Here is an 11,485-nt window from a genome sequence, read left to right as displayed (position 1 = left end):
CCCGACGTGACGTCGGGCTTGCCGTCCTGGCCGAGCGCGGCGGCCCGGGTCCGAGGGGCCGCCTGGAACTCCGGGACCGCCGGAACCGTCTGGACCTCCGGGATCGCCGGGACTCCGGGACCTTCGGGACTCCGGGACCTTCGGGACCGCCAGGAACTCCGGTACCGCCGGGACCGCCGTCAGGCGAGTCGCTGTCCCCGCCAGGGCAGCTCCGCGGTGACCCGGGTCGGCCCGGCCGGCGGCGAGTCGACCACGAGGATCCCGTCCACCGCGTCGAGCCGCTCGGCGAGCCCCGCGAGACCGGACCCGGCGGACAGCTCGGCGCCGCCCACCCCGTTGTCCGTGACCTGGAGCATCAGCCGGTTCTCGACCCGCCACACGTCGACCGTGGCCCGGGTCGCCCGGGAGTGCTTGCTGATGTTCTGGAGCAGTTCCGAGACCGTGAAGTAGGCGATGCCCTCGATGGCCGGGGCCGGCCGGGACGGCAGGTCCACCTCGACCCGCACCGGCACGGTGCACCGCGAGGCGACCGCCGACAGCGCCGCGTCCAGCCCGCGGTCCGTCAGCACGGCGGGGTGGATGCCCCGCGCCAGGTCCCGCAGCTCCTGAAGCGCCGTCTTCACCTCGCCGTGCGCCTCGTCCACCATCCGGGCCGCCTCCCGCGGGTCCTCGGACAGCTTCTCCTTCGCCAGCCCCAGATCCATGGCCAGCGCGACCAGCCGGGCCTGCGCCCCGTCGTGCAGGTCGCGCTCGATGCGCCGCAGGTCGGCGGCGGCCGTGTCCACGACCACCCCGCGGTCCGACTCCAGCTCCACCACCCGCGTCGCCAGCTTCGACGGGCCGAGCAGCCCGAGCACCATCAGCCGGTCCACGGTCGTCAGCGCCCGCACGATCCACGGCGTGGCCAGCGTGAACAGCAGCCCCACCAGCGCCGTCACCCCGATCTCGAACGGGTTGTCCAGGTAGACGCGGTGCCCCTCGTCGCCGTAGAGCTGGAGGCCGCCCTGGCCGCCGTAGAGCGGGAAGAGCCAGAACCACAGCGGATACGTCAGCATCGCCCAGCCGTACGCCCAGAACGACAGCGCCACCGCGAACGCGAACACCGCCCACGGGAACTGCACCAGCGTGTAGAGCAGATGCCGCCAGGACGTGCCGCTCCTGAGCAGCGCCCCCACCGACGCCATCGGGCCCTGGCCCTTGCGGCGCAGCGGCTCCGGGTCGGCGATCTCGACGCCGAGCAGCGCCCGTGCGCGGGCCCGCTCCAGCGCGCCGAACCCGCGGCACCCGGCGAGGGCCGCCGCCAGCACCGGAACCCCGAGGAACGTGATCAGCAGACCCGCGCCGAGCGAGACCATCGTGACCGCGTAGACGAAGCCGGCGATCGCTATCGGCAGGCTCAGCATGAGGTACCCGAACTCGCGCCAGCTGCGGGCCTCGACCGGCGCCCGCAGTGCGACCGGGAGCCGCCGCGTCCAGCCCTCGGAGCCCGCCCCGTGGAAGCCGGGCCCGCCGTGCCGCCCGTATCCCTGTCCGTAGTCCGTGGCCATCGGCGTCGTCCGTTTCTTCTCGTCCGGTCGGTGAGCTGTCGTGCGCTGTCTACCTCCACCCTCCTCGGCCGCGGGCCCACGGACCATGGAGTCCATCGGCCTCTTCGGCGGGGGGTTTTCCCTACCTCCGCGGCACCGGGGCCGGGACGGGGGCGGTTGCCTCGGGGTGCCGTCCCCGGGGATGGCGGTGAGAGCCGATGGAGCGCGGTTCAGCCGCCCTGCGTCGGCGTGGGTGCGGCGCGGTTCGCCGCCTTGCGTCGGCGTGGGTGGAGCGCGGTTCGCCGCCCGGCTTCGGCACGGGTGGGCTGTGCCCGGCGCTTGCCGCGGAGGTCGTGTCCTGGGGCATGGCATGGTCCAGGCCCCGGCTCGGGTGCCGGGGCCTGGTGGCTGCCCGCCGGGGCTGGCGGCTGCCCGGGCCCGGTGGCTGTCCGCCAGGGCGCCGGGCGACGGAGTGGGCGCCCTCGGCGGAGGCCGCCGGAGCCGTCGCTACCGGCCTTCGCCGGGCTCGCGGTCGCGCCAGGGCAGCTCCGCCGTGATCGTGGTCGGCCCGCCCTCGGGCGACTCGATGAGGAACAGCCCGTCGACCGCGCCCAGACGGTCCGCGAGGCCCGCCATCCCCGTACCGCCGTCGAGCCGCGCCCCGCCGCCCCCGTCGTCCCACACCTGGATGAGCAGCCGCTCGTCCGTCCGCCACACGTCGACCGACGCCGAACGCGCCCCGCTGTGCTTGCTCACGTTCTGCAGCAGCTCGGAGACCGTGAAGTACGCGATGCCCTCGATCGCCGCGGCCGGCCGCTCCGGCAGGTCGGCGGTCACCTTCACCGGCACCGTGCAGCGCGAGGCGATCGACGAGAGCGCGGCGTCCAGGCCGCGGTCCGTGAGCACCGCCGGGTGGATCCCGCGGGCCAGGTCCCGCAGCTCCTGCAGGGCGAGCTTCACCTCGCCGTGCGCCTCCTCGACCATCACCGCGACGCTTTCGTCGGCCTGGCCCTCCAGGAGCTTCTCCTTCGCCAGCCCCAGTCCCATCGCGAGGTTGACGAGCCGGGCCTGTGCCCCGTCGTGCAGGTCGCGCTCGATGCGCCGCAGGTCCGCCGCCGCCGTGTCGACCACCACGCCGCGGTCCGACTCCAGTTCCGCGATACGCCGCTCCAGCTCGTCCGAGGGGGACAGCAGCCCGCGCACCATCGCCCGGTCCGCGTTGGTCAGCCCGCGGGTGATGAATGGCAGCACCGGCCACAGCACGAAGAAGGAGACCAGCGTGACCGTGAACGTCGCGATGCCCCACGGCAGCCTGATGAACTCGTACAACGTCGTCCGCCACGCCACCGGGTCCTTCAGCGTCGACCAGAGCCAGCCGAAAAAGCCGGTCCGCCGCACCGGCAACGGGCTCGGCTCCTCGACCCGCACGCCGAGCAGCGCCCGTGCCCGCGCCCGCTCGGCCCTGCCCAGCAGCCGCGAGCCCATCAGCCCGCCCGCGAGCAGCGGCAGTCCAACGACCGTCACCGAGAGCCCGGCGCCGACGGACATCACGGTCACGACGTACGTGAAGCCGATGATGGAGACCGGCAGGTTCGCGAGGAGATGGGCGATCTCCTTCCACGTCTGCCGGGGCAGCGCGAGGCGTGCGGGGGGCAGGAGCCCGCTGTCGGACGCCGGCTCGTCCGCGGCGCCGGTGGTCGTGATGCGTTCGGTCATACGGGTCAGCGTGCCGGGCCGCGGCTCCCGGCGCCATGAGGTGGGCCGCCACGATCCACTGGGGAAAACCCCACCCCCGGGGTTCCCGGCGCACCCGTCCTGCCCATGCCAAGGCGTGACGGGCTGCTTACGGGTTCTTTAGCAGGCCCTAGACTCCCGTGCGTACAGATCGTCGAACGCGAGGTTCACGAAGGACCACGAGGTCAGAGAGCGAGGGGCGGACGTGCCGGAACCGACCGTGATCGCCGGGACCGGGGGCGCGGAGACCGCGACCGTGGTCGCGTCGGACTATTTCCAGTCCTATTCGGTCGTCGGACTGCTCACTCTCGTCGGCGTGCTGTTCGTCGCCGTCGCCTTCGGCGCCGGACGGCTGCTGCGCCCCGTCGTACCGACGCCTGAGAAACTGTTGACGTACGAGTGCGGCGTCGACCCCGTCGGCGAGGGCTGGGCCCACACCCAGGTCCGCTACTACGTGTACGCCTTCCTGTACGTGATCTTCGCCGTGGACTCGATCTTCCTGTTCCCCTGGGCGACCGTCTTCGCGCGGGACGGCTACGGCGCCGCCACGCTCGTCGAGATGTTCGTCTTCCTCGGCTTCCTGGCCGTGGGCCTGCTGTACGCATACAAGAAGGGCGTCCTGACATGGACGTGACCCCGGAGCCGGCCCAGCCGGTACTGCTTCCCGAGCCGAAGAGGCTGGGCGGACTCGCCCGCCTGGCCCCCGAGCCGATGAAGGTGGTCCTCAACTGGGGCCGCCGCTACAGCCTGTGGGTCTTCAACTTCGGCCTCGCCTGCTGCGCGATCGAGTTCATCGCCGCGTCGATGGCCCGGCACGACTTCATCCGCCTCGGCGTGATCCCGTTCGCGCCCGGCCCCCGCCAGGCCGACCTGATGGTCGTCTCCGGCACGGTCACCGACAAGATGGCCCCCGCCGTGAAGCGCCTCTACGAACAGATGCCCGAGCCCAAGTACGTCATCTCCTTCGGCGCCTGCTCCAACTGCGGCGGCCCGTACTGGGACTCGTACTCCGTGACCAAGGGCGTCGACCAGATCATCCCCGTCGACGTCTACGTCCCCGGGTGCCCGCCCCGCCCCGAGGCCCTCCTCCAGGGCATCCTGAAGCTCCAGGAGAAGATCGCCCGCGAGTCGCTGAGCGAGCGCTACGGCACGTCCCGCCCCTCCACGGCCGCGCTCCAGAGCGGCCTGGTGCGTCCGCCCGCGGCGGGGGAGGACCGATGACCACCGGCTGGCTCCCCGTCCCCGTCGAGGAACTCTTCGGCCCCGACGCCACCGCCGACGAGTCCTACGCGCTCCTCACCGTCGACGTACCGCCCGCCTCCTGGACCGACGCCCTGCGGACGGCCCGCGACACCCTGGCGTGCACCTACTTCGACTGGCTGAGCGCCGTCGACGAGCCCGGCACGGGCTTCCTCGTCTCCGCCCACGTCGTCGCGCTGTCCCCGGTGCGCCGCCTCCTCGTCCGTACGACCGTCCCGCACTCGGCACCCGTCCTGCCGTCCGCCGTCGACGTCTACGCGGGCGCCGGCTGGCACGAACGTGAGACCCACGAAATGTTCGGCATCGACTTCGAGGGCCACCCCGGCCTGGACCCGCTGCTCCTGCCCGACGGGTTCGAGGGCCACCCCCTGCGCAAGGACTTCGTGCTCGCGGCCCGCGTCGCCAAGGCCTGGCCCGGCGCGAAGGAACCCGGCGAGTCCGACCACGGCGGTCCCAAGCGCCGCCAGATGCTGCCGCCCGGGGTCCCCGACCCGAACGAGTGGGGCCCCCTCAAGGGCCAGCTCCCGCCCGCGCCCGCCCGGCCGGCACGGGGAGCCGCCCGCGGCCCGGCCGCCGACCGCCCGCCGCGCCGCACCCGCACCACGGGCGAGGGCTCGGCCGGCCAGTCCACGCCCGCCTCCGGCCCCGCCGCCCCACCGGCTGAACCGACCCCGACGAGACCCCGACGCGCCCGCTCGGCAAGCGAGGGCTCGGCGAGCCAGCAGGCCGAGGGGGGTACGGGTACGGGGAGCGGCGCCGGTACGGGTGGTGGAGCCGGTACCGGTGCCGGTACGGGTGTCGGTACCGGTGCCAGTGGTGCCAGTGGTGCCGGTGGCGCTGGTACGGGTGCCGGTTCCGGTGGCGGTGGCGGTGCGACGTCGGGTGCTGGTGGCGGTGCGACGTCGGGTGCTGGTGCTGGTGCTGGTGCTGGTGCTGGTACGGGTATCGGTGCTGGTGACGGTGCGGCATCTGGTGCTGGTGGTGCCGGTATCGGTTCTGGTGGCGGTGAGCCGACGGGAACCGGTCCTGGTACTGGCGGTGCCGATAGTGGCGCGGGTTCCGATGCCGCGTCGGGTACCGCTGCTGAGGGTGCACGTCGGCCGACGGGTGCTGCCGGTCCGGCGGGGCCGCGTCGGGCGCGCAGCGCGGGTGAGGGGTCCGCGACCCAACGTTCCGCCTCGGGTCAGGCCGAGCCGAGCGCCTCGGGAGCGGACGCGGTCGCAGGCCGCGACGCCGGTGCGAGCACCCCGGGGACCGACACGGGCGCAGCGAAGCCGGCCACGGAAGGGACGACGCCGTCGAGCCCGACCAGGCCGACGCCCGTCAGGACCCCACGGAGCGCGGACGCCCCTTGGCACCACGCCCGTCCCGCGTTCGACGAACGTGAGGCGGATGGTGGCCGGGGTGCTGGTGCCGGTGCCGGAACGGGTGCTGGTACCGATGACGGTGCCGGTTCGGGTACCGATGCTGGTGCCGAACGTGATGCCGGTGCCAGTGCCGGTACGGGTGCTGGTACCGAAGGTGGTGCCGAACGTCCAGCCGGTGCTGGTACCGATGCTGGTGCCGAACGCAGTGCCAGTACGGGTACCGATGCTGGTACCGAGGGTGGTGCTGGTGCTGGTGCTGGTGCCGAACGCGATGCCGGTGCTGGTACGGATGCCGGTGCCGACACCGGTGCCGGCACTGGTACTGATGCCGGTGCCAATGCTGGTACCGGTGCTGGTACCGAGGATGAGGCGGCGGCGACCCGGACGAAGGCCGAACCCAGCCGCGTGTCCGACGCCGACGCGAACCCCGACGCGGAGACGGACGTCGACGCTGCTCACTCGGAACGTGAGCCGAAGTCGGCCCCGGAGCCGCATTCCGATGCCGAGCCGGACGCCGACCCCGCACCGGATACCGGTACCGCACCGGACACCGGTACCGCACCGGACACCGGTACCGAGCCGGACAGCGCCCCGACCTCCCGGCCCGAGCCGGATACCGGTGCCACACCGGATACAGGTACCGAGCCGGATACCGGTACCAAGCCAGATACCGGTACCGAACCGGACCAGGCCCCGAAGTCCGCTCCCGAGCCCGACGCGGACCCCCGCTCGGAATCCGCACGCCGGAACACCCCCACCAAGGACGACCCCGCCGGAGGCCCGCAGTGAACGACGCTCTCGACGTCGCCCTGCGACTCCTCGTCGTCTTCGTCGTGTTCCTGACCCTCCCGCTGATCGTGGGTCAGACCGAGCACAAGGTGATGGCGCACATGCAGGGCCGCCTGGGCCCGATGTACGCGGGCGGCTTCCACGGCTGGGCGCAACTCGTCGCCGACGGCGTCAAGTTCGCCCAGAAGGAGGACATCGTCCCGGCTGGGGCGGACCGCCGCGTCTTCCAGCTCGCGCCCGCCGTCGCCCTCCTCCCGTACCTCCTGGTCCTCCTCGCCATCCCGATCGGGCCGGGCGAGGGCGCGGTCGGCGAGGTCGTCGACGCGGGCATCTTCTTCGTGCTCGCGGTGATGGGCGTGGGCGTCCTCGGCTCGCTCATGGCCGGCTGGGCCTCGGCGAACAAGTTCTCCCTGCTCGGCGGCCTGCGCACGGCCGCACAGCTCCTCGCGTACGAACTGCCCATGCTCCTCACCGCGGCCTCGGTCGCGATGGCGGCCGGCACGGTCTCCCTTCCCGGCATCGTGGACGCCTTCGAGTGGTGGTGGCTGCCCTGGCAGATCGTCGGCGCGATCGTCTTCTTCGTCGCCGGTCTCGCCGAACTCCAGCGCCCGCCCTTCGACATGCCGGTCGCCGACTCGGAGATCATCTTCGGCGCGTACACCGAGTACACGGGCCTGCGCTTCGCCCTGTTCCTGCTCGCCGAGTACGCCGGAATCGTGGTCCTGTGCGGCCTGACCACCGTCCTCTTCCTGGGCGGCTGGCACGGGCCGTGGGGTGCCGACGGCCTCGGCTGGGTCTGGACCCTGCTGAAGACCGCGATCCTCGCCTTCGTCGTCATCTGGCTGCGCGTCACCTACCCCCGTCTCCGCGAGGACCAGCTCCAGAAACTCGCCTGGACCCTCCTCGTCCCGCTCGCCCTCGCCCAGATCGCCCTCACCGGCGTCGTCAAGGTGGTGATCTCCTAGTGGCCCCCATCCCCGGCGCCGGCCTCGCCAAGGGCCTCGCCGTCACGCTCCGCACGATGACGAAGAAGACCGTCACCGCGCAGTACCCGGACGCCCAGCCCGAACTCCCGCCCCGCACCCGCGGCGTTATCGGCCTCTTCGAGGAGAACTGCACGGTCTGCATGCTGTGCGCCCGCGAGTGCCCGGACTGGTGCATCTACATCGACTCCCACAAGGAGACGGTCCCGCCCGCCGCCCCCGGTGGCCGCGAGCGCAGCCGCAACGTCCTCGACCGCTTCGCCATCGACTTCGCCCTGTGCATGTACTGCGGTATCTGCATCGAGGTCTGCCCCTTCGACGCGCTGTTCTGGTCCCCGGAGTTCGAGTACGCCGAGACCGACATCCACGAACTCACCCACGAACGCGACAAGCTCCGCGAGTGGATGTGGACCGTCCCGGCCCCGCCGGCCCTCGACCCCGGTGCCGAGGAGCCGAAGGAGGTCACCGCGGCCCGCAAGACAGCCGACAAACTGGCCGCCGAACAAGCCCAGCAGCTCCCGCCCGCGCAGCCGGCCGAGCCCGCCGCCCAGCCGGCCGAGCCGACGCACCCCACCGATCCCACCGGACAGGCCCCGACGCCGCCCCGTCGTGACGACCAGCCAGGTCAGGACGGCCCCCGGACCGGCCTCACCGACCCGCGGGAGGGCCAGTCGTGAGCCTCGCAGCAGCCACGGCGCAGGTGACGGCCGTCGTCACGGCGCACGCCTCGGCCGCCACCACGGCGCCCGTGACGACCGCCGCCGGCAGCCACGGTTTCCTCTCGCCGACCGGCGTGGAGATCGCGTTCCTCCTCGTCGGCCTCGTCACCCTCGGCGCCGCGATCGTGACCGTGACCACCCGGCAACTGGTGCACGCCGCCCTGTGGCTGGTGGTCGCGCTCGGTGGCCTCGCCGTCGAATACCTCCTCCTCACCGCCGAGTTCATCGCCTGGGTACAGGTCCTCATCTACGTCGGATCCGTCGTCGTCCTCCTCCTGTTCGGGCTGATGCTCACCAGGGCCCCCATCGGCCGGTCCCCGGACGCCGACTCCGGCAACCGCTGGGCCGCCCTGGCCGTGGCCGTCGCCGCCGCCTGCGCCCTGGTGTGGGTCGTCGTCGACGCCTTCCGTACCACCTGGATGGACCTGGAGGGCCCCGCCGAGGGCTCCACGGAGACCGCGGGCGAGAGTCTCTTCCAGAGCTGGGTGCTCCCCTTCGAAGCCCTTTCGGTCCTGCTGCTGGCCGCGCTGGTCGGCGCGATCGTGCTCTCCCGCAAGACGGCCGCGGAGGAGACGGAACCAGCCCGCAGGACACCGGGCACCCGCCCGCCCTCCGGCACGCTGCCCCCGAGCCGCACCGCCCCCGGCCCGACTGCGGCCCGCCCGACCGCGGCAGGCCCGGAGACGGCCGGCGAGCGGCCCTCCGGCAAGGAAGGGAACCGCTGATGCACCTCGCCTATCCCGTCGTGCTCTCCGCCCTCCTGTTCTGCACGGGCCTGTACGGAGTCCTCGCGCGCCGCAACGCGATCCTGGTCCTGATGTCCGTCGAGCTCATGCTCAACGGCGTCAACCTCAACCTCGTCGCCTTCGACGTCTGGCTCTCGAAAGCGGCCCGCGACACCCTGCACTCCGGACAGGCGCTCACCCTGTTCACCATCGCCATCGCCGCCGCCGAGATCGGCATCGGCCTGGCGATCGTCCTCGCCGTGCACCGCAACCGCGGCACCTCGGACATCGACAAGCTCCGCGACACCGCCGAGACCGGCGACGGCCCCGGCGGCGACGGCCCGGACACCGCCGCGCCGGCCACGGCCGAGAAGGCTGAGGCCACCGCGTGACCACGACCACCCTCGCCGTCCTCGTCCCCCTCCTCCCGTTCCTGGGCGCCGCGGCCGGCCTGCTCCTCGGCCGGACGGCCCCCGGCTTCGTACGCCCCCTGGCCGTGCTCCCGACCCTCGCGGCGCTCGTCCTCGCCGTGCTGGTCGCCGTGCGCCAGGGCGGCGGCAGCGCCGTCGACGCGGCCACCGAACTCACGCCCACCGGCTCGGTGCCCATCGAACTCGCCCTGCACATCGACGGCTTCGCCGCCCTCGTCGCCGTCGTGGTCGGCCTCGTCGCGTCCTGCGTGCAGATCTACTCCACGGGCTACCTCCGCGACGACCCGCGCTACCCCTCGTACGCAGCCCTCGTCTCCCTCTTCACCTCCGCGATGATGCTCGTCGTCTACTCAGGCGACCTGATCGTGCTGCTGGTCGGCTGGGAGATCATGGGCATCTGCTCGTACTTCCTGGTCGGCCACTACTGGGAGACGCCCGAGGCACGCGCCGCCTCGATCAAGGCGTTCCTGGTCACCAAGCTCGGCGACGTCCCCTTCCTGATCGGCCTGTTCGCGCTCGGCACCGACGCCGGGTCCTTCCGCATCACGAAGATCCTCGGCACCGTCGCGAGCGGCGGACTCGACCACCCGACGCTGATCGCCCTGCTGCTCCTCGCCGGTGTCGCGGGCAAGTCGGCGCAGTTCCCGCTGCACACCTGGCTGCCCGACGCGATGGCGGGCCCCACACCCGTCTCCGCGTTGATCCACGCCGCGACGATGGTCGCCGCCGGTGTCTACTTCATCGCCCGCCTCCTTCCGGTGTTCGAGGCCTCCTCGGCCGCGATGGTCGTGCTCGCCGTGATGGCCGCGGTCACGATGGCCGGTTCGGCGCTGGCCGCGCTCGCCCAGGACGACATCAAGCGGGTCCTCGCCTACTCGACGATCGGCCAGCTCGGCTACATGACCGGCGCCCTCGCCGTCGCCGACCGCGGGGCCGCCGTCTTCCACCTCCTGTCGCACGGCGCCTTCAAGGCGCTGCTGTTCCTCGCCGCCGGCGTGATCATCCACGCCTCCGGCACCAACTCGCTGGCCGCCATGTCCCGTATGAAGGACCTGCGCGCCCGCGTCCCCGACGCCTTCTGGACGATGACCGTGGCGCTGCTCGCGCTCACCGCCATCCCGCCGTTCAGCGGCTTCTTCTCCAAGGAGGCCGTCCTCGGCGCCGCCGAGCACGTCGCCACCGGCCACACCGAGCACGCCCCCGGCGCCGCCGGCTGGATCGTCCTCCTCGCCGGCCTCGTCACGGCCGTGCTCACCGCCGCGTACGCGACCCGCCTGTGGCTGCTGGCCTTCAACGGCCGGGGAGCCGAGGCCCCCGACCACGGCAGGCAGCCCCTCACCATGACCGCGGTGCTCTGGGTGCTCGCCGTCCCGTCGCTCGCCTTCGGACTGGCGTACGGACCGCTGCCCGACTGGTTCGACGGCCGCGACCTGACACCGGTCCTCACCACCTCCGTCCTCGGTACGGGACTCGCCCTCGTCGGCGGGCTCGTCACCTACGGCGCCTGGCGGCACACCACCGCGATGACCGCCCGTACCCCCCTCGGGGCGGTCGCCGCCCACCCCGAGGGCGACGCCGGACTGGTGGAGGCCGAGGCCATCGCGAGTCACGCGCCCGCCTACGGCGACGTGGCCTCCGCGCCCGACCCGGCGGACCCCGGCCGTCTCCTGCTCGGGCCGCTGCACCGCCACGCCGCCGCGGGCTTCCACCTCGACGCCGTGTACACGAGGGTGTTCGTCCGCCCGGTCCAGGCCGGAGCCGCACTCGTCCGGTTCCTCGACCGCGAGGTCGTCGACACCTATGTACGCGGTGCGGGCGCCCTGCCCCGCTGGCTCGGCGAGGCCGCACGGCGCGCCCAGACCGGCAATGTGCAGACCTATGTGAGCGCGCTGCTCGCCGGCACCGTCGTCCTGACGGTCGCCGTCCTCCTCGTCGCCACGGGAGCGTGAGC

General features: G+C 72.8%; 10 protein-coding genes. 8 read left to right on the top strand and 2 right to left on the bottom strand.

What is annotated here, in order from left to right; all coding sequences use genetic code 11:
* Positions 1 to 179: 179 nt before the first annotated feature.
* Both ACWGIS_RS04400 and ACWGIS_RS04395 read right to left on the bottom strand, forming a co-directional pair.
* Entirely contained in the window at positions 180 to 1,547 is a 1,368-nt protein-coding gene (locus ACWGIS_RS04400) for a sensor histidine kinase (protein WP_453360885.1), read from the bottom strand.
* 486 nt (positions 1,548 to 2,033) lie between these two features.
* Positions 2,034 to 3,242: a sensor histidine kinase gene (locus ACWGIS_RS04395; protein ID WP_453360884.1), complete on the bottom strand. Its 1,209-nt coding sequence runs from the start codon at positions 3,240 to 3,242 to the stop codon at positions 2,034 to 2,036.
* Positions 3,243 to 3,465: 223 nt separating this feature from the next.
* Here ACWGIS_RS04395 and ACWGIS_RS04390 point away from each other — a divergent pair, with 223 nt between their 5' ends.
* From ACWGIS_RS04390 to ACWGIS_RS04355, 8 genes are read left to right on the top strand one after another with little or no spacing between them, the layout of a single operon-like run.
* Positions 3,466 to 3,894 carry an NADH-quinone oxidoreductase subunit A gene (locus tag ACWGIS_RS04390; protein ID WP_453360883.1) on the top strand — a complete coding sequence of 143 codons (429 nt, stop codon included), beginning with the start codon at positions 3,466 to 3,468 and terminating at the stop codon, positions 3,892 to 3,894.
* Positions 3,885 to 4,481: an NADH-quinone oxidoreductase subunit B gene (locus ACWGIS_RS04385; RefSeq protein ID WP_453360882.1), complete on the top strand. Its 597-nt coding sequence runs from the start codon at positions 3,885 to 3,887 to the stop codon at positions 4,479 to 4,481. The genes ACWGIS_RS04390 and ACWGIS_RS04385 overlap by 10 nt, the downstream gene beginning before the upstream one ends.
* Positions 4,478 to 6,676, top strand: a complete 2,199-nt coding sequence (locus ACWGIS_RS04380) for an NADH-quinone oxidoreductase subunit C (RefSeq protein WP_453360881.1) — start codon at positions 4,478 to 4,480, stop codon at positions 6,674 to 6,676. The genes ACWGIS_RS04385 and ACWGIS_RS04380 overlap by 4 nt, the downstream gene beginning before the upstream one ends.
* On the top strand, positions 6,673 to 7,641 hold the full coding sequence (locus tag ACWGIS_RS04375) for a complex I subunit 1/NuoH family protein (protein WP_453360880.1): 969 nt from the start codon (positions 6,673 to 6,675) through the stop codon (positions 7,639 to 7,641). Before ACWGIS_RS04380 ends, ACWGIS_RS04375 begins: the two co-directional genes overlap by 4 nt.
* Positions 7,641 to 8,336 carry a NuoI/complex I 23 kDa subunit family protein gene (locus ACWGIS_RS04370; protein ID WP_453360879.1) on the top strand — a complete coding sequence of 232 codons (696 nt, stop codon included), beginning with the start codon at positions 7,641 to 7,643 and terminating at the stop codon, positions 8,334 to 8,336. The genes ACWGIS_RS04375 and ACWGIS_RS04370 overlap by 1 nt, the downstream gene beginning before the upstream one ends.
* Positions 8,337 to 8,359: 23 nt before the next feature.
* On the top strand, positions 8,360 to 9,103 hold the full coding sequence (locus tag ACWGIS_RS04365; protein WP_453360902.1) for an NADH-quinone oxidoreductase subunit J family protein: 744 nt from the start codon (positions 8,360 to 8,362) through the stop codon (positions 9,101 to 9,103).
* The gene (gene nuoK / locus ACWGIS_RS04360) at positions 9,103 to 9,495 is read left to right on the top strand and encodes an NADH-quinone oxidoreductase subunit NuoK (protein ID WP_453360878.1); all 393 of its coding nucleotides are present in this window, start codon (positions 9,103 to 9,105) and stop codon (positions 9,493 to 9,495) included. Before ACWGIS_RS04365 ends, nuoK begins: the two co-directional genes overlap by 1 nt.
* Positions 9,492 to 11,483 carry an NADH-quinone oxidoreductase subunit 5 family protein gene (locus tag ACWGIS_RS04355; RefSeq protein ID WP_453360877.1) on the top strand — a complete coding sequence of 664 codons (1,992 nt, stop codon included), beginning with the start codon at positions 9,492 to 9,494 and terminating at the stop codon, positions 11,481 to 11,483. Before nuoK ends, ACWGIS_RS04355 begins: the two co-directional genes overlap by 4 nt.
* The last annotated feature ends 2 nt before the right edge of the window (positions 11,484 to 11,485 follow it).

The sequence above is a fragment of the Streptomyces sp. NPDC054842 genome, from assembly GCF_053611025.1.
This window is presented reverse-complemented; position numbering and strand designations above follow the sequence as displayed.